Below are 18,759 nucleotides of genomic sequence, written 5' to 3' on the forward strand. Positions count from 1 at the left end.
GGATCTTCGATGGACCGTCCCTTGAACGAAAGAAGCTGTCAATGACGCTGGATGAAACCGACCTGCGCATCCTGCGCGCGCTGCAACGGAGCGGGCGCATGTCCAATGCCGAACTTTCGGACAAGGTGAACCTGTCGGCCTCGGCCTGTCACCGCCGGGTGCAGCGGCTGGAAAGCGAAGGCTATATCCGCGATTATGTCGCGCTGCTGGATGCGCGCAAGCTGAACCTGCCCACCACGGTCTTTGTGGAAATCACGCTGAGCGCGCAGGCGGACGAGGTGCTGGACGCCTTTGAAAAGGCAGTGTCGCGGGTGCCGGACGTGCTGGAATGTCACCTGATGGCGGGCACGGCGGATTACATCCTCAAGGTGGTGGCCGAGGATACCGAGGATTTTGCCCGCATCCACCGGCAGCATCTGACCCGGCTGCCGGGGGTGGCGCAGATGCAGTCAAGCTTTGCGCTGCGCACGGTGTTCAAGACCACGGCGCTGCCGGTCTGAGCGCATCACGGGAGGAGGGGACATGAGCTGGGATCACATCATCGTCGGCGCGGGCAGCGCGGGCTGCGTGCTGGCCAAGCGGCTGGCCGAAGGCGGGCGCCGGGTGCTGCTGCTGGAGGCGGGCGGGCGCGACAGCTATCCGTGGATCCATATCCCCATGGGCTATCTTTACTGCATCAACAACCCGCGCACCGACTGGTGTTTCCGCACCGCGCCAGAGCCGGGTCTGGGCGGGCGGTCGCTGCTCTATCCGCGCGGCAAGGTGCTGGGCGGCTGTTCGTCGATCAACGGCATGCTCTATCTGCGCGGGCAGGCGGCGGATTATGACGGCTGGCGGCAGATGGGCCTGACCGGCTGGGGCTGGGAGGACGTGCTGCCGCTGTTCCGCCGCTCCGAGGATTTTGTCGAGGGCGAGAGCGAGTTTCACGGCGCGGGCGGCGAGTGGCGGGTGGAGAACCAGCGCCTGCGCTGGCAGGTGCTGGATGACTGGCGCGAGGCCGCCCATCAGGAGGGTCTGCCCAAGACCCGCGATTTCAACACCGGCGACAACGAGGGCGTCGGCTATTTCCGGGTGAACCAGCGCAACGGCTGGCGGCTGAACACCGCCAAGGCGTTCCTGCGCAGCACCCGCAGCGACCGGCTCAAGGTCGAGGTGAACGCCGAAGCCACCCGCCTGCTGCTGGAGGGGCGGCGCGTGGTGGGCGTGGAATACCTGCAGGATGGCGTCACCCATCAGGTGCGGGCAGAGGCGGAGGTGATCCTGTCGGCGGGGGCGATCAAGTCGCCGCATCTGCTGATGCTGTCGGGCATCGGGCCCGCCGAGCATCTGCGCGCGCAGGGCATCGCGGTGGTTGAGGACATGCCGGGTGTGGGCCAGAACCTGCAGGACCATCTGCAGCTGCGCTGCGCGTGGCGGCTGACGGGGGCGCGCACGCTCAACACGCTGGCCAATTCACTCTGGGGCAAGGGGCTGATCGGGCTGGATTACCTGCTGCGCCGCCGGGGGCCGATGTCGATGGCGCCGTCGCAGCTGGGGGCCTTCTCGCGCTCGCGCGAGGGGCTGGAGACGCCGGATCTGGAATATCATGTGCAGCCGCTGTCGCTGGATGCCTTCGGCTCGCCGCTGCATCGCTGGCCCGCGCTGACCGCCAGCGTCTGCAATCTGCGCCCGGAAAGCCGGGGCGAGGTGCGGCTGGCCTCGGCGGATCCGCGGGCGGCCCCGGTGATCGCGCCCAATTACCTGTCGACGCCGGGGGATCTGCGGGTGGCGGCGGATGCGATCCGGCAGGTGCGGCGGATCATGGGTCAGCCCGCCATGGCGCGCTACCGCCCCGAGGAGATGGCGCCGGGGCTGGAGTTCCAGACCGAGGCAGAGCTGCATCAGGCGGCGGGCCGGGTGGGCACCACGATCTTTCACCCGGTGGGCACGCTGCGCATGGGCACCGATGCGGCGGCACCTTTGGACGGGGCGCTGCGGCTGCGTGGCGTTGACGGCCTGCGCGTGGTGGATGCCAGCGTCATGCCGCGCATCCCGTCGGGCAACACCAACGCGCCGACGATCATGATCGCCGAAAAGGCGGCGGAGATGATGCTGCATCCCGGCGCGGGAACCTGATAGACTGGCGCGGGTTGAGCCTGATGCTGCCCTGACCGGAGAGAGAGAATGAAAATCCTGCCCCTGTGCGCCCTGCTGCTTTGTGCGGGCCCGGCCTTTGCCGACAGTTTTACGGTCTATGAAGACACGCTGCCCGCCGGGGTCACTGGCCCGGTGAAGCTGTTTTCGGTGATGGATGTGAACCGCAGCAACGTGCTGGAGCCCACCGAGATTCGCGCGGCCTTTGGCCCTGCCGCGCGGGAGGCGATCATGAGCTTTGACGCCAATGGCGACGGGCGGCTGACCCGGACCGAGCTGCGCGCCTATACCGATCTGGGCACGGGCGGCCCGGCGGGCGCGCTGATCGAGCGCGTGCGCGGCTGAAAGGCAAGGGAGGGGGCGCTGCCCCCTCTGCGGCTTTGCCGCATTCACCCCCGGAGTTCAGGGGCAAGATGAAGCGGCGGGCCGGGCTGTCAATCCGGCGGCGGGGCCTTGTCATACTGGCCGGACAGGATGCGCTGCGCGTCGCCATCGGGATCGTCATATTGCCGCGATCTGACGGTGAAGATGAAGAAAACGAGGCCAAGCCCACCGAGCAGCAGCGAGATCGGAATCAGGAAAGCAAGCACGTTCATCGGATTACCTGAGCCTGAGCGCGTTGAGCGACACGGTGATGGAGGAGAGGGACATGGCCAGCGCCGCGATCAGCGGCGAGCAGAGCCCGGCGGCGGCCAGCGGCACCGCGATCACGTTATACCATGTGGCGATGGCGAAGTTCTGGCGGATGCGCCGCGTCGCCTTGCGCGCGGTGGCAAGCGCCTGCGGCAGTGGCGCCAGCGAGCGGCCCAGCAGCACGATGTCGGAGGCGACGCGGGCCGCATCCAGCGCCGAGGCGGGCGAGATCGACACATGCGCGCCTGCCAGTGCCGCAGTGTCGTTGAGCCCGTCGCCCACCATCAGTACCTTTGCCCCCTGTTCGCGCAGGGTCTGGATGCGGGCGGCCTTGTCCTGCGGCAGGCAGTCGGCCTGCCAGTCGGTGATCCCCAGCCGCCGCGCCATGCTGCCTGCGGCGGGCGCGCTGTCGCCCGAGAGCAGGATCACCCGATGCCCGCTGGCAATCAGGGCGGTCACGGTTTCGGCAGCGCCTTCGCGCAGGCTGTCGGTGAAGGTGAAGGCGCGGGCGGGAGCCTCCCCCAGCGCGAGCCAAGTGGCGGTCTGGGCGAGCGGGGTGCCGCCGGTCCAGCTGGAGCGGCCCAGCCGGACGGTCTGGCCCTGCCAGCGGCCTGTCGTGCCATGGCCCGGCAGTTCGCCAATTTCGGTGACCGTGGCGGGGATGATCCCATCCGCGCGCAGCGTCGCAGTCAGGGCGCGCGACAGCGGATGCGCCGAGCCCTGCGCCAGCGCCAGCGCCACCTCCAGGTCCGGGCGGGAGAAGGTGGCGGTGTTGGTGGGCTCCGGCATGCCGGTGGTCAGCGTGCCGGTCTTGTCGAAGACCACGGTGTCCACCTCGGCCAGACGTTCGAGCGCGGTGGCATCCTTGATCAGCAGCCCCTGCCGGAAGAGCCGCCCCGAGGCGGCGGTGGTCACGGCGGGCACGGCCAGCCCTAGCGCGCAGGGGCAGGTGATGATGAGCACGGCGGCCGCGATGTTGAGCGCAAGCCGGACATCACCGGTCCAGAGCAGCCAGCCCAGAAAGGCCAGCGCCGACAGGATATGCACGCCGGGGGCGTAAAGCTTGGCCGCCTTGTCGGCGAGCGGCGTGTAGCGGGCCCGCCCCGATTCCGCCACCGCCACCAGATCGGCCATGCGCGCGAGCGAGGTATCGCGGCCCACGGCAGTGGCGCGCAGGGTCAGCGGGCCGGTCAGGTTGACCTCGCCCGCGCTGACCCGCGTGCCGGGTCCGGCATAGGCGGGCAGGGTTTCGCCGGTGAGCAGGGCGCGGTCAAGTTCGGACTGGCCGCGGGTGATCTCTCCGTCCACGGGGATGCGGCCACCGGGGCGGACCAGCACCAGGTCGCCGATGCGCAGATCCATGGTCGCCACCTGTTCCTCGCCCGTCTCGGTCAGGCGGGTGGCGCGGGGCACCTCCAGTGCTGTCAGTTCCTCGGCGGCGGAGCGGGCGATGGCGCGGGTGCGGTGATCCAGATAGCGCCCGGTGAGCAGGAAGAAGGTCAGCGCCACGGCGGCATCGAAATAGGCATGTTCGCCCGAAAGCGAGGTTTCCCAGAGCGAGGTCACGATGGCGAGCAGGATGGCCAGCGAGATCGGCACATCCATGTTCAGCCGTCCGGCCCGCAGCGCCGAGACCGCGTTGCGGAAGAAGGGCTGGGCGGAAAAGGCCACGGTGGGCAGCACGATGGCGGCGGAAATCCAGTGGAACAGATCCCGCGTCGGGCCTTCGGCGCCGGACCAGACCGCGATGGACAGCAGCATGACATTCATCGCGGCAAAGCCCGCGACGGCGAGCCGCATCAGCAGGTCACGCCCGGCGCGGTCGCTGGCGCGGGCCGACAGCGCGGCGCTGTCAAGCTCATGCGCCTCATAGCCCGCCGCCTCCACCACCGGGATCAGGTCGGCGGCGGTCAGGCCGGGCTCTGCCTCGATCGCGACGCGCCTTTGGGTCAGGTTGACGCGGGCGGCGCGCACGCCGGGATGCTGGCGCAGCGCGGATTCGACGCCCGCCATGCAGGCGGCGCAGTGGATCGTGGGCAGGGACAGCACCACATGCGCCTCTTTGGGGGCGGGGGGTGTGGCCAGCGCCTCGGCGGCGGGGGCGGCCATGCAGGCGGGGCAGGCGGAGATCTGCGGATGCAGCGCGGCGGTCATCGGTCAGTTCCTGACAAAGGTTTCCAGCCGCTGTTCGAACGGCGTGCCATCGGGGGCGGTGGCCTTGACCCAGAAATTCCAGTGGCCGGGGGCAAGGCTGAGATCGGCCACGAACTGCCGCCCGTCGAAGAGGAAGGCGGGTTCGCTGTCGTCGCGGACGCTGGTGGACCGGCCAATGGTCACGCGCAGGTCAGCGGGGTGGAGCGGGGCGCCCGTGGCATCGGTCAGGCGCAGGATCACCCGGCCATCGCCCGCCTCGGCATGGGCGGTCCAGCCAAGCGCCGTCTGTGCGGCGCGGCGGGCATCGAAGGTCTGGCTGGCGATGTAGGAATTGGGCACCTCCAGCCCGGGGAAGGTGGCGATGGCGTTCCATGCCAGCGTCAGGTTCACCGCGATGATGGTGCCGAAGGCGGCGGTGAAGATGGCCAGCACATGCCAGCCGGTGAGTTTGCGGGGATGTGTCATCAGTTGTCCCGTCCGTTGAAAACCGTGGCTTCGGTGGCGATGTCGCCGCTCGACATGTCCTCGACCCGCAGGGTCACGGCGGTGCGTTCCGCCTGCGCCTGAGCTGTGCCCTGCGGGGCGGTGACATAGACGCGCTGCAGATGTGTCTGGTTGGCGGTCACCGTCACCGTGGTGGCGGGCGCGCCCTCCAGCGTCAGGGCAAGCGTGCCGCCCTCCACAAGGCTCAGCCGGAAGGGCCGGTCCTCGCCATGCTTGTTGAGCAGGCGCACGTCATAGGTGTTGCGGACCGATCCGTCCGACAGCACCACGAAGGTGGGATTGCGCACCGGCGCCACGGTCATCTCGATTTCCGGGCGCAGCAGCAGCGCCACCAGCAACCCCACGCCGACCAGCGCCCAGAGCGCGGTATAGACTAGCACGCGCGGGCGGAAGACGTGTTTCCAGATCGGGCGGGGGGGCTTGCCGCTGCGTTCCGACGCCTCGTCCGACAGGGCAAGATAGTCGATCAGGCCGCGCGGCTTGCCGACGCGGTCCATCACGTCATCGCAGGCATCGATGCAGAGCGCGCAGGTGATGCAGGCCAGCTGCTGGCCATCGCGGATGTCGATCCCCATGGGGCAGACATTGACGCAGGCATGGCAGTCGATGCAGTCGCCCAGCTGTCCGGCGCCTTCGGCCTTGCGGTGCTTGCCGCGCGGTTCGCCGCGCCAGTCGCGATAGCCGACGGTCAGCGTGTCCTCGTCCATCATCGCGGCCTGAATGCGCGGCCACGGGCAGGCATAGATGCAGATCTGTTCGCGGGCGAAGCCGCCGAAGACAAAGGTGGTGGCGGTCAGCAGCGCGATGGTGGTGTAGGCGACCGGATGCGCCGTGCCGGTGGCAAGGCCGGACAGCAGCGTGGGGGCATCGGTGAAATAGAACACCCATGCGCCGCCGGTGGCCAAGGCGATCAGCAGCCATGCCAGCCATTTGGTCAGCCGCAGCCGCAGCTTGGTCAGATCCCAACGTTTCTGCCGGTGCAGGCGCAGCCGGGCGTTGCGGTCGCCTTCGATCCAGCGTTCGACAAGGATGAAAAGGTCGGTCCAGACGGTCTGCGGGCAGGCATAGCCGCACCAGACCCGCCCCAGCGCCGAGGTGAACAGGAACAGCCCGAGCCCCGCCATGATCAGCAGGCCCGCGACGAAATAGAATTCATGCGGCCAGATCTCGATCATGAAGAAGAAGAACCGCCGGTGGGCCAGATCGACCAGCACCGCCTGATCGGGCAGGGCGGGGCCCCGGTCCCAGCGAATCCACGGGGTGATGTAGTAGATCCCCAGAAGGACCAGCATCAGGATCCATTTGAGATTGCGGAATTTCCCGCTGACGCGCCGGGGGAAGATCGGCTCGCGCGCCGCATAGAGCGAGGGGGCGCCTTGATTGGTGTCGGCCACGGGAGACTCTCCGGTTCTGAACTGCCTGTCCGGGCACTTGTCGCGCCGCAGGCAGCGCGCGGCCTTGACCTGCATCAAATCTGACTCTGCTATTCAGCTTTGCGGCGTCTCGCCGCAGGTCGCGGGCCTTGGGGTGTCTCGCCGCGGCGCTCGCGGAAGGTAAATTCCCGGAAATATTTGCAGACCGGGCTTGAAGGCGCCCGGCCGTGGGCCATACTGACAGCTATCCCTCGTTGGAAGTGTCAGGCACGTCACTGAAGACAAAGAGACGCCGGTGCCCCGGAAACGCGCGAACAGGTGGGGCAGCGGCGTCAGACCTTCGAACCTTGCGGCCCGAAGGTATCTCTTATTCGGACATCTCGCCGCCGCCGAGCCCGTGGACATAGCTGGCCACGGCGCGAATCTCGGCCTCCGACAGGCGGGTGTTCCAGTTGGGCATCACCCCGAACCGGGCATTGGTCACCGTCTCGTGCAGCGATGCGTAATCGCCGCCATAAAGCCAGATGGCATCGGTGAGGTTGGGCGCACCCTGCATGCGGTCGCCGGTGCCGTCCTCGCCATGACAGGCGGCGCAGTTGTCGGCAAAGACCGTGGCGCCCGCGCTGACCTGCGAAGGATCCTGCGGCGCCTCACCCGCCAGATCGAGCACGTAATTCACCACCTGTCCGATCTGCTCCCGCTCCAGCAGGCCGTCGCGGCCAAAGGCAGGCATTTCCGAATAGCGCGCGTCGGGATCATCGGTGTTGCGGATGCCATGGGTGATGGTGGTGTGAATGTCCTCCATCGTGCCGCCCCAGAGCCAGTCATCGTCCAGCAGGTTGGGATAGCCCTTGGCCCCCGCCGCGCCAGAGCCGTGGCACTGCGCGCACCATGTGCGGAACACGGCACCGCCCGCGTTCTGGGCAAAGCCGTTCAGATCCGGATCGGTGGCGATCTGGCTCAGCTCGACCGAAGCCAGCCGGTCATTGATCGGGGCAAGGGCGGCTTCCTGCGCCTCGATCTCTGCCGCGACATTGGCCCGGGTCGACCAGCCCATCACGCCAGCGGTGGCGGTGCGGATCCCCGGCCATGCGGGGTAGGCGATGCTGTAGCCGATGCCCCAGATGATGGTGATGTAGAACACCGTCACCCACCACCTTGGCAGCGGCTTGTTGTATTCCTTGATCCCGTCCCAGGAATGGCCGGTGGTTTCGTAGTCAGAATCGTCGTTTTTCTTGGGGTCGCTCATGATCCTCGCCTCCTCATTGCTCGGCGGGTGGCGTGGTGCCGCGATCTGCGGCAGCCGGGGCGTTTTCGTAACGGAACGGGATTGCGGCCACGTCGCTGTAGGTCTTGTGGCTGCCCGGGCGGAAGGCCCAGAGGATCACGCCCACAAAGAAGACGAACATCGCCAGCAGGCCCCAGCTGTCCGCGAAATGCCGAAGGATGGAATAGGTGTCCATGTCTGTCTCCTCAGCGGCTGGCATCGGGCGTGAAGGTCGAAAAATCGACCAGCGTGCCCAGCATCTGCAGATAGGCGATCAGCGCATCCATTTCGGTGATGCCCGGCGCCCCGTCGAAATTGCGCACGCTGACCTTTTCGCCATAGCGCTCCAGCAGGCCGTCATAATCCTTGTTGGGATCGGCCTGCACGGCAAAGTCGCTGGCGGCGCTGTCGATCATCTCCTGCGTGTAGGGCACGCCGACCACGCGGTGCGTCGCCAGCAGATCCTGAATATGATCGCCCTCGATCAGGCGGGCCGACAGGAAGCCGTATTTCGGCATCACCGATTCCGGCACCACCGATTGCGGATCGGTCAGGTGGTCCACATGCCATTCGTCGGAATAGCGCCCGCCCACCCGGGCCAGATCCGGCCCGGTGCGTTTCGATCCCCACTGGAACGGGTGATCATACTGCGATTCCGCCGCAAGGCTGTAATGGCCGTAGCGTTCCACCTCGTCGCGCATCGGACGGATCATCTGGCTGTGGCAGACATAGCAGCCTTCGCGCAGGTAGATGTCGCGCCCGGCCAGTTCCAGCGGGGTGTAGGGGCGCATGCCCTCTACATCCTCGATGGTGTTTTCCAGATAGAACAGCGGCACGATCTGCACGAGACCGCCCACGGTCACCACCAGAAAGGCGAAGGTGGCCAGCAGGGTGACGTTCTTTTCAAGGACACCGTGTTTGTCGAGAATACCCATGGTCGGCCCTCCTTATTCGGCCGGCGTGGCATTGGCCGTGGGGGACTTGGCTTCGACAGCCGGGGCCCGCGTCACGGTCATCCACAGGTTGTAGCACATGATGATTGCGCCAGCGATATAGAGGCCACCGCCAAGAGCGCGGACCACATACATGGGGAACTTGGCAGAGACGGTGTCGGCGAAGCTCCAGACGAGGAAGCCGTTGGCATCAACCTCGCGCCACATCAGGCCTTCCATGATCCCGGTGACCCACATCGAGGCCGCGTAGAGCACGATGCCGATGGTCGCGAGCCAGAAGTGCCAGCTGACAAGGCCCAGCGAATAGAGCCGTTCGCGGTTCCACAGCTTCGGCGTCAGGAAATAGAGCGCGCCAAAGGTGATCATGCCGTTCCAGCCCAAGGCGCCGGAATGCACATGGCCGATGGTCCAGTCGGTGTAATGCGACAGCGAGTTCACCGCGCGGATGGACATCATCGGGCCTTCGAAGGTCGACATGCCGTAAAAGCCGATGGAGATGACCAGCATCCGCATGATCGGATCGGTGCGCAGCTTGTCCCATGCGCCCGACAGCGTCATCAGGCCGTTGATCATGCCGCCCCAGCTGGGCATCCACAGGATGATCGAGAACACCATGCCAAGGGTCGAGGCCCAGTCGGGCAGGGCGGTGTAATGCAGGTGGTGCGGACCGGCCCAGATGTAGATGAAGATCAGCGCCCAGAAGTGCACGATGGACAGCTTGTAGCTGAAGACCGGGCGTTCGGCCTGTTTGGGCACGAAGTAATACATCATCCCCAGAAAGCCCGCGGTCAGGAAGAAGCCCACGGCGTTGTGGCCATACCACCACTGCGTCATGGCATCCTGCACGCCGGAGAAGACCTGCACCGATTTCGATCCCCAGATCGACACCGGAATGCTGAGGTTGTTGAAGATGTGCAGCAGGGCGACGGTGATGATGAAGGCAAGGTAAAACCAGTTGGCCACATAGATATGCGGCTCGCGGCGCTTCACGAGCGTGCCGACGAAGACGGCGAAATAGGCGACCCAGACCACGGTCAGCAGCCAGTCGGTCAGCCATTCGGGTTCGGCATATTCCTTGGACTGCGTGGCGCCCAGCAGATAGCCGGTGGCGGCAAGGACGATGACAAGCTGGTAGCCCCAGAACACCCACCATGCGAGGTTGCCGCCCCAGAGCCGCGCGGCAGAGGTGCGCTGCACCACATAAAAGCTGGTGCAGATCAGCGCGTTGCCGCCAAAGGCAAAGATCACCGCCGAGGTGTGCAGCGGGCGCAGGCGGCCAAAGTTCATGTAGCCCTGCGCCCAGTCGAAATTCAGCACCGGAAAAGCCAGCTGAGCGGCGATGAAGGTGCCCGCGGCGAAGCCCACCACACCCCAGAAGGCGGTGGCGATCACCCCGGCACGGATGACGTCATCCATATAGGAGGTTTCCAGTATCCGCGCGGGAACCGGTTCGTCAGTGTTGCGCAGCGTCCAGAGGAAAAGCCCCGAGGCCACAAGAAAGATGATGAGCGCGTGCACCATATAGGCCACGTCGCGGGCGTAATTGGCGGCGATCAGCGCGAAGACCGCCACCACACCAAGCAGCAGAAGCTTGATATAATTGAGCATTGTTCGTCCCTTCGTCTGACTCGCACGATTCGGTCGCCGCGCGAGCGGTTCTAGACTGAGCCGCTTTTCCACGGTTCGGGCGTGCCGCTCCTTGATCTGCATCAAGGCTTGCCTGCGTCGTGCCGCGCATGGTCTGATCATCACACGTCGCCCAAAGCCCGGATCCGGCAGCCGCTGGTCCGGGCACCGGGCGCCACCAAGGAGACACCCATGGCTTACAAGACCGTTCTGACCGTTGTGACGGACGAGGGGCTGGTTCCGTCCACCATCGACCATGCCGCAGCGCTCGCCTCTGACTGGGACGCGCATCTGGAGGTGCTGTGCTTCGGCGTCGACCGCACCCAGACCGGCTATTACTACGCAGGCGCCAATGCGATGATCCTGCAGGAAACGCTGGACCGCGCCACCGCCGACGCCTCGCGCCTGACCGCTGCCGCCCGCACCGCGCTGGAACGCACCAGCGCCCGCTGGTCGGTGGAAGAGGGCGTGGCGCAGCTGGTGGATATCGGGCGGCATGTGGCGGGCCGCGCGCGCTTCGCCGATGTGGTGGTGCTGCCGCAGCCCTATGGCGAAGGCCGCGGCGTGGAGCTGGAGCCGGTGGTCGAGGGCGCGCTGTTCGACGGCCAGACCCCGGTGCTGGTGGTGCCAGATGGTGCGACGCCGGTGGCCCGCCCCGCCCGTGTGGTGGTGGCATGGAACGAAAGCAGCGAGGCGCTGCGCGCGGTGCGGGCCGCGCTGCCGCTGCTGCAAGCCGCCGATCAGGTGCATGTGGTGGTGATCGACCCGCCGCAGCATGGCGCCAACCGCTCTGATCCGGGCGGGATGCTGTCGCAATACCTGTCGCGTCACGGGGTCGCCGCCGAAATCGACGTGCTGTCAAAGACCATGCCGCGCGTGTCGGACGTGCTGAACCGGCACGCGCGGGACGTGGACGCGCAGATGATCGTGATGGGCGCCTATGGCCATTCGCGCTTCCGGGAGGCGATTCTGGGCGGGGCCACCCGCCACATGCTGGAACAGGCTGCGGTTCCGGTCTTTCTGGCCCACTGAGCGTTCTGGGAGGAAACGGGGCCGGCTGACCGGCGGGAGGGCGGCGCGGGATGCGCCGCCCTCTTGTGTCTGGGCCCCTCAGATCTCGCCAAGCGCGTCCAGACCGCGCAGGAGCCGGTCCAGATCCAGCCCGTCCAGCGCCGCGTCGATTTCGGCATGGGTGCGCCGCCAGATCGGCACCGCCTGCTTCAGCAGCGCCCTGCCGTCGTCGCTGAGCCGCAGGCGGCGGCTGCGGCGGTCGCCGCTGTCGGCCCCCTGCAGCACCAGCCCGCGCCGTTCCAGCACCTTCAGCGCGGCGGTCAGCGTGGTGCGGTCCATGGCCAGAAACGGCGCCAGATCGGAAATGCGCGGAGGGTCGGGCCGGTTCAGCGACATCAGCAGCGAAAACTGCCCATTGGTCAGCCCCACCGGTTTCAGCGCGGCGTCAAAGCGCCGCCCCAGCGCCCTTGCGGCGCGCTGGGCGCGAAAGCACAGGCAGCGGTCGCGCACCTCAAGCGTGGTGGCAAGCGGAAGGTCGGGGTCCATGGGCATATTCACGTTGATATCAACTTAATCTTGCGCCTATCCTGCCGCCAAGCAACACCGGGTTGCGGATGCAGAGAGAGGAGCTGCTGTCATGAGCTACGTTTCCGGGTTTCTGACCCCCGTGCCGCAGGAAAACAAGCAGGCCTATGTGGATATGGCCCGCGCGGCATGGGCGATCTTCAAGGAATATGGCGCGATCTCGCTTCACGAATGCTGGGAGGTCGACGTGCCGGAGGGCAAGGTCACCTCTTTTCCCATGGCGGTAAAGCGCAGGGACGGCGAGGCCATCGTGTTCAGCTGGATGATCTGGCCCGACAAGGAAACCGCTGACCGCTGCTGGGCCTCGACCGAGACCGATCCACGCTGGGCCGAAATGCGCAACATGCCGTTTGATGGCATGCGCATGATGTGGGGCGGGTTCGAGCCGGTCTACGAATCCTGACCGCCCGCGCGGTCCCTGCGGGGGCCGCGCCCTGCCGCGCCGGGGTCAGTCGAACAGGCCGCCGTCGGCGTCGTCGCCCGCTTCTTCCAGCAGGCGGCCCATATCGGGCACGGTGACATGGCGCTTGCCGTCCAGCACGATCACCCCGTCCTTGCGCAGCGCCGAGATCTGGCGGCTGACGGTTTCCAGCGTCAGGCCCAGATAATCCGCCATCGCTTCGCGCGTCAGCGGCAGGTCAAAGGTCAGCTGATCGGTCACCTGCCGCATGTTCACCGACGAATCACGCCGCGCGATGATCGACAGCAGCGAGGCGATCTTTTCCCGCGCCGTCTTGCGGCCCAGCACCAGCATCCATTCGCGCGCCGCGTCCAGTTCGTCCAGCGTCATCTCCAGCAGACGCTGCGCGATATGGGGCGTGCGTTTCATCATGTCTTCGAACGGCGCCTTGCGGAAACAGCACATCACCAGATCTGTGGTGGCCACCACATCATAGGCGGCGCTGGACCGTCCAGGGCGGCCAACAAAATCCGAGGGCAGCAGCAGGCCCACCATCTGCGTGCGCCCGTCTTCCATGGTCTGGGTCAGCGTCGCGATGCCAGAGACGACCGAGCCCACAAAATCCATGCGGTCGCCGGACCAGATCACCGTCTGGCCCGCTTCGAACTTGCGGTAATACTTGATCTCTTCCAGCCGCAGCAGTTCATCGGACTCGCAGCGTGCACACACGGCGCGATGTCGGATCGGGCAGGATTCGCAGTCCTGCGTGATCGCGAGGCTCCGTTCATTCAGCATGACAACTGCACCGTGTTGATCTGGGTCAAGGCCCGGCATCCGATACCTGCCTTAAGCGTATCTGCATGATGACACGAAAACAACTCTCGCGCCTTGGTCTTTTCGACGCGAAGGTGCCCCGTTACACAAGCTATCCCACGGCGCCGCATTTCTCCGATGCCGTGAGACCGGGTGATTTTGTCTCGTGGATCGAAGCGGTGCCCGTGAATGGCACGGTTTCGCTCTACCTGCACGTGCCTTTCTGTCGCAGGCTCTGCTGGTTCTGCGCCTGCCGCACGCAGGGCACCGCCACGCTGGGTCCGGTGGAAAGCTACGTGGACACGCTGCTGGCAGAGCTTGACCTGCTGGCCCGCCACCTGCCGCGCGGGGTAAAGCTGTCGCGGCTGCACTGGGGCGGGGGCACGCCGACGCTGCTGTCGCCGGACCTGATGCGGCGGCTGATCGCGCGGATCCGCGATCTGGCGGAATTTGCCGAAGGCGCGGAGTTTTCGGTGGAAATCGACCCCAACGAGATCGACGCCGCGCGGCTGGACGTGCTGGCAGAGGGGGGCATGAACCGCGCCTCGGTGGGGGTGCAGGATTTCGACCCGCAGATCCAGCATACGATCGGCCGCGACCAGAGTTATGACATCACCCGTGCGGCGGTGGACATGATCCGCGACCGCGGCGTGTCCAGCCTCAATGCCGACATCCTGTATGGCCTGCCGCACCAGTCCCGCGCGCGGATCACCGACACGGTGCAGAAGCTGCTGTCGCTGGGGCCGGACCGGGTGGCGCTTTACGGCTATGCGCATGTGCCGTGGATGGCCAAGCGCCAGCAGATGATTCCCTCTGACGCGCTGCCCACCCCCGCCGAACGGCTGGATCTGTTCGAGACCGCGCGGCGGCTGTTCCTGTGGGACGGCTATGCCGAAATCGGCATCGACCATTTCGCCCATGCCCATGACGGGCTGGCGGTGGCGCAGAAGCTGGGGCGGCTGCGGCGGAATTTCCAAGGCTATACCGATGACACCTCCGATGTGCTGATCGGGCTCGGCGCCTCGTCGATCTCGCGCTTTCCGCAGGGCTATGCGCAGAACGCCCCCGCCACCTCGACCCATACCGCCGCCATCCGCGAGGGGCGTTTTTCCACGGCGCGCGGCCATGTCTTCACGCCCGAGGACCGGCTGCGCGGGCGGATGATCGAAATGATCATGTGCGATTTCCGCATCGATGCCGCAGAGATCCTGCGCGATTTCGCCATCACCCCCGATGCGCTGTCCCGCCTGCTGGAGGACACGTCCCGCGCTTTCGAGGGGCTGCCGCAGGTGACAGAGGCGGGGCTGTATCTGCCGCAAGAGGCGCGACCGCTGGCGCGCATCGTCGCGCGCAGCTTCGATGCCTATGATCTGTCCAAGGCGGGGCACAGCGCGGCGATCTGACGCCGCGCCGGTCCCGCCGGATCAGACCGCCAGATCGAAGGCCGCCGCGAACAGGCGGCGGGTGTAATCGTTCTGCGGGTCGGCAAAAATCTGCTCCGCCGTGCCCATTTCCACCACATCGCCCTGTTTCATCACGATGACCTTGTGGCTCATGGCGCGGATCACCTTCAGGTCATGGCTGATGAACAGATAGGCCAGATCGTATTTCCGCTGCAGATCGCGCAGCAGATCGACGATCTGCACCTGCACCGTCATGTCGAGCGCGGAGGTCGGCTCGTCCAGCACCACCAGACGCGGGCGCAGCACCATGGCCCGCGCGATGGCGATGCGCTGGCGCTGGCCGCCGGAAAATTCATGCGGGTAGCGGTGCATGGTGGCAGGATCGAGCCCCACCTCCGTCATCACCTCTTCCACCGCCTGCCGGTGCGGCTTGCCATCGGGGGATCCGTGCACGCCCAGCCCTTCGGCGATGATCTGTTCGCAGGTCATGCGCGGGCTCAGGCTGCCGAACGGATCCTGAAACACGATCTGCATTTCGGACCGCAGCCGCCGCAGATCCCGCGTGGACCAGCGCCGCACGTCCTGCCCGCGAAAGGTGATGCCGCCTTCGGAGGTGATGAGCCGCATCACCGCCAGCGCCAGCGTGGTCTTGCCAGAGCCGCTTTCGCCGACGATGCCCACGGTTTCACCTGCCCGCACCGCGAACGAGGCGTCGTTCACCGCCTGCACATGGCCCACCGTCTTTTTCAGAAACCCCTTCTGGATCGGAAACCAGACCTTGAGGTGATCGGCCCGCGCCACCTCCTCGGCGTCCGGATCCACGGGGTCGGGCTGGCCGGTGCTTTCCGCCGACAGCAGCATCTGGGTGTAGGGATGCTGCGGGTTGGCAAAAATCTCGGCGGTGGGGCCCTGTTCGACGATCTCGCCGTTCTTCATCACGCAGACCCGGTCGGCGATCTTGCGCACGATGGTCAGGTCATGGGTGATGAACAGCAGGCTCATGGCTTCGGCCTGTTTCAGATCGGCGAGCAGGTCGAGGATCTGCGCCTGAATGGTCACGTCCAGCGCGGTGGTGGGTTCGTCCGCGATCAGCAGATCCGGCCCGTTGGCCAGCGCCATGGCGATCATCACCCGCTGCCGCTGCCCGCCGGACAGCTGGTGCGGATAGGCGGAAAGACGGCTTTCGGGATCGCGGATGCCCACCCGCGTCAGCAGGTCAAGGATGCGCGCCCGCGCCGCGTCGCCGGTCAGGCCCTGATGCAGCGCAAGGCTTTCGCCGATCTGCTTTTCCAGCGTGTGCAGCGGGTTGAGCGAGGTCATCGGCTCCTGAAAAATGAAGCTGATGTCATTGCCGCGCACCTTGCGCAGCCGCGCCAGATCGGCGCCGATCATCTCCTGCCCGTCATAGTCGACCGAGCCTTCGACCTGCGCCGCATCCCCCAGCAGCGACACGGTGGACAGCGCCGTGACCGATTTTCCCGATCCCGATTCTCCGACCAGCGCCAGCGTCTCGCCCCGGTGCAGGGTGAAGCTGACGCCCTTGACCGCCTGCGTCAGCGCACCGTCCTGCCGGAAGCTGACTTTCAGGTCGCGGACCGTAAGAAGCGGCGTCATGAAAAGGTCTTTCTTGGGTCGAAAGCGTCGCGCACCCCTTCAAAGATGAAGACCAGCAGCGACAGCATCAGGGCAAACACGGTGAAGGCGGTAAAGGCCAGCCATGGCGCCTGCAGGTTCTGCTTGGCCTGCAGCGTCAGCTCCCCCAGCGAGGGCGAAGAGGAGGGCAGGCCGAAGCCGAGGAAGTCCAGCGCCGCCAGCGTGGAGATCGTGCCGGTGACGATGAAGGGCAGCATGGTCAGCGTGGCCACCATGGCATTGGGCAGCATGTGGCGGAACATGATGGTCATGTTGCCCACCCCCAGCGCCCGGGCGGCACGGACATATTCCAGATTGCGCGCGCGCAGGAATTCCGCCCGCACCACGCCCACCAGCGCCACCCAGCCGAACAGCACCATCAGACCCACCAGCAGCCAGAAGCCCCGGCCAAGGATCGCGAAGAGGATGATGATGACGTAAAGCTGTGGGGTCGAGCTCCAGATCTCGATGACGCGCTGGAAGATCAGATCCAGCCAGCCGCCGAAAAAGCCCTGCAGCGCCCCCGCGATCACCCCGATCACCGAAGACAGCAGCGTGACCACCAGCGTGAAGAAGATCGACAGCCGGAAGCCATAGATCACCCGTGCCAGCACGTCGCGTTTGGTGTCGTCGGTGCCCAGCCAGTTCTGCGCGCTGGGGGGCAGGGGGGCGGCGCCGGGCCGGTCCACCGGCGTGGTGTAGCTGTAGGGGATCGGCGGCCAGATCATCCAGCCCTTGGAAAAATCGCCCTCGGGCGTGCCGCCGGAGTCCACGGTCTCGATCAGCCCTTCGGGATCGTCGAAACAGGTCTCCAGCCCGCCGGTGGCGATCAGGCAGCGCACCTCGGGGTCGCGATAGGCGGCTTCGGTGCGGAAATCGCCGCCATAAGCGGTTTCGGGGTAGAAGCTGAAGATCGGCATCCGCAGCTCGCCCCGGTAGCTGACGAGGATGGGTTTGTCATTGGCGAGGAATTCCGCAAACAGCGACAGCCCGAAAAGCAGCACGAAGATCCACAGCGACCAGAAGGCGCGGCGGTTGCGCTTGAAATTGCGCCAGCGGCGCTGGTTCAGCGGGCTGAGCGCAAATCGCCCCGGTCTGGGCTGCGGCGCCACGGGTTTGCCGGGCTGCGGCTGGGGCTGCAGGCCGGGGCCGGGCTGCGCGGGATCGGGAATGTGGGTCATGTCAGCCCTCGCGCTTTTCAAAGTCGATGCGCGGATCGACCAGCACATACATCAGGTCGGACAGGATCCCGACCACCAGCCCGATCAGGCCAAAGATGAACAGCGTGCCGAAGATCACCGGATAATCGCGGGCCACCGCCGCCTCGAACCCCAGACGCCCCAGCCCGTCGAGCGAGAAGATCGTCTCGATGATGAGGCTGCCGGAGAAGAACACACCGATGAACACCGCCGGGAAACCGGCAATGACGATCAGCATGGCATTGCGGAAGATATGGCCATAAAGCACGCGGCTTTCCGACAGGCCCTTGGCGCGGGCGGTCATCACGTAGTGCTTCTTGATCTCGTCCAGAAAGCTGTTCTTGGTCAGCAGCGTCAGCGTGGCAAAGGCCGAAATAGTGGAGGCGATGACCGGCAGCGCGATATGCCACAGGTAATCCACGATCTTCATCGGCCAGCTCAGCGCCTCCCAGTTGTCGGAGGTGAGGCCGCGCAGCGGAAAGATCTGCCAGAAGGATCCGCCCGCAAACAGCACCAGCAGCACGATGGCGAAGAGGAAGCCGGGGATGGCATAGGCGACGATGATGACGCCGGAGGTCCATGTGTCAAAGCCCGATCCGTCCTTGACCGCCTTGCGGATGCCGAGCGGGATCGAGACGATATAGGCGATGAGCGTGGACCACAGCCCCAGCGAGATCGAGACCGGCATCTTTTCCAGCACCAGATCGACGACCGAAATCGACCGGAAATAGCTTTCGCCAAAATCCAGCCGCATGTAATTCCAGATCATCGTCAGGAAACGTTCCAGCGGCGGCTTGTCGAAGCCGAATTCCTTTTCCAGACTCTCGATGAATTCCGGCGGCAGGCCGCGCCCGCCGACATATTTGTCGCTTTCCATGCCGTAATTCGACACGCCGCCATCGCCGGCCCCGCCGGAAAAGCCGCCGAACACATCGCCCTGACCTTCGATCTGGGCGATGATCTGTTCGATGGGGCCGCCGGGCACGAACTGCGTCAGCGTAAAATTGACCACCATGATCCCCAGCAGCGTGGGAATGATCAGCAGCAGGCGGCGTAGGATATAGGCGCCCATA

The 18,759-nt window shown here is 66.0% G+C and carries 19 protein-coding genes; 6 read left to right on the forward strand and 13 right to left on the reverse strand.

Features of this window, described 5'->3' with window-relative positions; translation table 11 throughout:
• The first annotated feature begins 41 nt into the window (after positions 1-41).
• The 3 genes from BLR51_RS11000 to BLR51_RS11010 are packed head-to-tail and all read left to right on the forward strand — an operon-like array spanning position 42 to position 2,478.
• Positions 42-500, forward strand: a complete 459-nt coding sequence (locus tag BLR51_RS11000; RefSeq protein ID WP_089846838.1) for an Lrp/AsnC family transcriptional regulator — start codon at positions 42-44, stop codon at positions 498-500.
• Between the two features lie 22 nt (positions 501-522).
• Positions 523-2,115, forward strand: coding sequence for a GMC family oxidoreductase (locus BLR51_RS11005; protein WP_089846840.1), 1,593 nt, complete (start codon positions 523-525; stop codon positions 2,113-2,115).
• A gap of 48 nt (positions 2,116-2,163) precedes the next feature.
• Positions 2,164-2,478 (forward strand): EF-hand domain-containing protein, encoded by a 315-nt coding sequence (locus tag BLR51_RS11010; protein ID WP_089846842.1) that lies wholly within the window; start codon positions 2,164-2,166, stop codon positions 2,476-2,478.
• Positions 2,479-2,567: 89 nt separating this feature from the next.
• Here the strand turns inward: BLR51_RS11010 and ccoS are convergent, their stop codons facing one another.
• From ccoS to ccoN, 8 genes are all read right to left on the reverse strand, one after another.
• Positions 2,568-2,729 carry a cbb3-type cytochrome oxidase assembly protein CcoS gene (ccoS, locus tag BLR51_RS11015; protein ID WP_089846844.1) on the reverse strand — a complete coding sequence of 54 codons (162 nt, stop codon included), beginning with the start codon at positions 2,727-2,729 and terminating at the stop codon, positions 2,568-2,570.
• A gap of 4 nt (positions 2,730-2,733) precedes the next feature.
• Complete coding sequence (locus BLR51_RS11020) at positions 2,734-4,920, reverse strand: heavy metal translocating P-type ATPase (RefSeq protein WP_089846846.1); 2,187 nt, start codon at positions 4,918-4,920, stop codon at positions 2,734-2,736.
• 3 nt (positions 4,921-4,923) lie between these two features.
• Positions 4,924-5,385 carry a FixH family protein gene (locus BLR51_RS11025; RefSeq protein ID WP_089846849.1) on the reverse strand — a complete coding sequence of 154 codons (462 nt, stop codon included), beginning with the start codon at positions 5,383-5,385 and terminating at the stop codon, positions 4,924-4,926.
• A complete protein-coding gene (gene ccoG / locus BLR51_RS11030; protein ID WP_089847045.1) occupies positions 5,385-6,818 on the reverse strand; it encodes a cytochrome c oxidase accessory protein CcoG in 1,434 nt (477 codons plus the stop codon). Before ccoG ends, BLR51_RS11025 begins: the two co-directional genes overlap by 1 nt.
• Before the next feature lie 346 nt (positions 6,819-7,164).
• A complete protein-coding gene (ccoP, locus tag BLR51_RS11035) occupies positions 7,165-8,046 on the reverse strand; it encodes a cytochrome-c oxidase, cbb3-type subunit III (RefSeq protein ID WP_089846851.1) in 882 nt (293 codons plus the stop codon).
• A gap of 13 nt (positions 8,047-8,059) precedes the next feature.
• Positions 8,060-8,260 (reverse strand): cbb3-type cytochrome c oxidase subunit 3, encoded by a 201-nt coding sequence (locus tag BLR51_RS11040; protein ID WP_089846853.1) that lies wholly within the window; start codon positions 8,258-8,260, stop codon positions 8,060-8,062.
• A 10-nt stretch (positions 8,261-8,270) separates the two neighbouring features.
• A complete protein-coding gene (ccoO, locus tag BLR51_RS11045; RefSeq protein WP_089846855.1) occupies positions 8,271-8,999 on the reverse strand; it encodes a cytochrome-c oxidase, cbb3-type subunit II in 729 nt (242 codons plus the stop codon).
• Positions 9,000-9,011: 12 nt separating this feature from the next.
• Positions 9,012-10,625, reverse strand: coding sequence for a cytochrome-c oxidase, cbb3-type subunit I (gene ccoN, locus BLR51_RS11050; RefSeq protein WP_089846857.1), 1,614 nt, complete (start codon positions 10,623-10,625; stop codon positions 9,012-9,014).
• A gap of 210 nt (positions 10,626-10,835) precedes the next feature.
• On the opposite strand from ccoN, the gene BLR51_RS11055 reads away from it, so the two are divergent.
• Positions 10,836-11,675, forward strand: a complete 840-nt coding sequence (locus tag BLR51_RS11055) for a universal stress protein (RefSeq protein WP_089846859.1) — start codon at positions 10,836-10,838, stop codon at positions 11,673-11,675.
• Between the two features lie 78 nt (positions 11,676-11,753).
• Here the strand turns inward: BLR51_RS11055 and BLR51_RS11060 are convergent, their stop codons facing one another.
• Complete coding sequence (locus BLR51_RS11060) at positions 11,754-12,200, reverse strand: MarR family winged helix-turn-helix transcriptional regulator (RefSeq protein ID WP_165616804.1); 447 nt, start codon at positions 12,198-12,200, stop codon at positions 11,754-11,756.
• A gap of 91 nt (positions 12,201-12,291) precedes the next feature.
• Between BLR51_RS11060 and BLR51_RS11065 the strand changes: the two genes are divergently transcribed.
• The gene (locus BLR51_RS11065; protein ID WP_089846863.1) at positions 12,292-12,642 is read left to right on the forward strand and encodes a DUF1428 domain-containing protein; all 351 of its coding nucleotides are present in this window, start codon (positions 12,292-12,294) and stop codon (positions 12,640-12,642) included.
• Between the two features lie 45 nt (positions 12,643-12,687).
• Here BLR51_RS11065 and fnrL read toward each other — a convergent pair whose 3' ends face one another.
• Positions 12,688-13,434 (reverse strand): transcriptional regulator FnrL, encoded by a 747-nt coding sequence (gene fnrL, locus BLR51_RS11070; protein WP_089846865.1) that lies wholly within the window; start codon positions 13,432-13,434, stop codon positions 12,688-12,690.
• Positions 13,435-13,499: 65 nt separating this feature from the next.
• On the opposite strand from fnrL, the gene hemN reads away from it, so the two are divergent.
• Positions 13,500-14,855 carry an oxygen-independent coproporphyrinogen III oxidase gene (gene hemN, locus BLR51_RS11075; RefSeq protein ID WP_089846867.1) on the forward strand — a complete coding sequence of 452 codons (1,356 nt, stop codon included), beginning with the start codon at positions 13,500-13,502 and terminating at the stop codon, positions 14,853-14,855.
• A gap of 21 nt (positions 14,856-14,876) precedes the next feature.
• Here hemN and BLR51_RS11080 read toward each other — a convergent pair whose 3' ends face one another.
• Genes BLR51_RS11080 through BLR51_RS11090 form a run of 3 tightly spaced genes read right to left on the reverse strand, consistent with a single transcriptional unit; the run spans position 14,877 to position 18,758 of the window.
• The gene (locus tag BLR51_RS11080; protein ID WP_089846869.1) at positions 14,877-16,469 is read right to left on the reverse strand and encodes an ABC transporter ATP-binding protein; all 1,593 of its coding nucleotides are present in this window, start codon (positions 16,467-16,469) and stop codon (positions 14,877-14,879) included.
• Positions 16,466-17,668, reverse strand: coding sequence for an ABC transporter permease (locus BLR51_RS11085; RefSeq protein WP_089846871.1), 1,203 nt, complete (start codon positions 17,666-17,668; stop codon positions 16,466-16,468). Before BLR51_RS11085 ends, BLR51_RS11080 begins: the two co-directional genes overlap by 4 nt.
• A gap of 1 nt (position 17,669) precedes the next feature.
• A complete protein-coding gene (locus tag BLR51_RS11090; protein WP_089846873.1) occupies positions 17,670-18,758 on the reverse strand; it encodes a microcin C ABC transporter permease YejB in 1,089 nt (362 codons plus the stop codon).
• Position 18,759: the final 1 nt, after the last annotated feature.

Origin of the sequence: Salipiger marinus, from assembly GCF_900100085.1 — a bacterium.
GTDB classification, from domain to species: Bacteria; Pseudomonadota; Alphaproteobacteria; order Rhodobacterales; family Rhodobacteraceae; genus Salipiger; species Salipiger marinus.

Excerpts from the sequence above, each read along its gene's own strand:
- ccoO (WP_089846855.1), bottom strand. The coding sequence starts at position 8,999 with ATGGGTATTCTCGACAAACACGGTGTCCTTGAAAAGAACGTCACCCTG.
- ccoS (WP_089846844.1), bottom strand. The coding sequence starts at position 2,729 with ATGAACGTGCTTGCTTTCCTGATTCCGATCTCGCTGCTGCTCGGTGGG.
- BLR51_RS11000 (WP_089846838.1), top strand. The coding sequence starts at position 42 with ATGACGCTGGATGAAACCGACCTGCGCATCCTGCGCGCGCTGCAACGG.
- BLR51_RS11065 (WP_089846863.1), top strand. The coding sequence starts at position 12,292 with ATGAGCTACGTTTCCGGGTTTCTGACCCCCGTGCCGCAGGAAAACAAG.
- fnrL (WP_089846865.1), bottom strand. The coding sequence starts at position 13,434 with ATGCTGAATGAACGGAGCCTCGCGATCACGCAGGACTGCGAATCCTGC.
- BLR51_RS11060 (WP_165616804.1), bottom strand. The coding sequence starts at position 12,200 with ATGGACCCCGACCTTCCGCTTGCCACCACGCTTGAGGTGCGCGACCGC.
- BLR51_RS11010 (WP_089846842.1), top strand. The coding sequence starts at position 2,164 with ATGAAAATCCTGCCCCTGTGCGCCCTGCTGCTTTGTGCGGGCCCGGCC.
- BLR51_RS11080 (WP_089846869.1), bottom strand. The coding sequence starts at position 16,469 with ATGACGCCGCTTCTTACGGTCCGCGACCTGAAAGTCAGCTTCCGGCAG.
- hemN (WP_089846867.1), top strand. The coding sequence starts at position 13,500 with ATGATGACACGAAAACAACTCTCGCGCCTTGGTCTTTTCGACGCGAAG.
- BLR51_RS11090 (WP_089846873.1), bottom strand. The coding sequence starts at position 18,758 with ATGGGCGCCTATATCCTACGCCGCCTGCTGCTGATCATTCCCACGCTG.
- BLR51_RS11005 (WP_089846840.1), top strand. The coding sequence starts at position 523 with ATGAGCTGGGATCACATCATCGTCGGCGCGGGCAGCGCGGGCTGCGTG.
- ccoN (WP_089846857.1), bottom strand. The coding sequence starts at position 10,625 with ATGCTCAATTATATCAAGCTTCTGCTGCTTGGTGTGGTGGCGGTCTTC.
- BLR51_RS11020 (WP_089846846.1), bottom strand. The coding sequence starts at position 4,920 with ATGACCGCCGCGCTGCATCCGCAGATCTCCGCCTGCCCCGCCTGCATG.
- BLR51_RS11085 (WP_089846871.1), bottom strand. The coding sequence starts at position 17,668 with ATGACCCACATTCCCGATCCCGCGCAGCCCGGCCCCGGCCTGCAGCCC.
- ccoP (WP_089846851.1), bottom strand. The coding sequence starts at position 8,046 with ATGAGCGACCCCAAGAAAAACGACGATTCTGACTACGAAACCACCGGC.
- BLR51_RS11025 (WP_089846849.1), bottom strand. The coding sequence starts at position 5,385 with ATGACACATCCCCGCAAACTCACCGGCTGGCATGTGCTGGCCATCTTC.
- BLR51_RS11040 (WP_089846853.1), bottom strand. The coding sequence starts at position 8,260 with ATGGACACCTATTCCATCCTTCGGCATTTCGCGGACAGCTGGGGCCTG.
- BLR51_RS11055 (WP_089846859.1), top strand. The coding sequence starts at position 10,836 with ATGGCTTACAAGACCGTTCTGACCGTTGTGACGGACGAGGGGCTGGTT.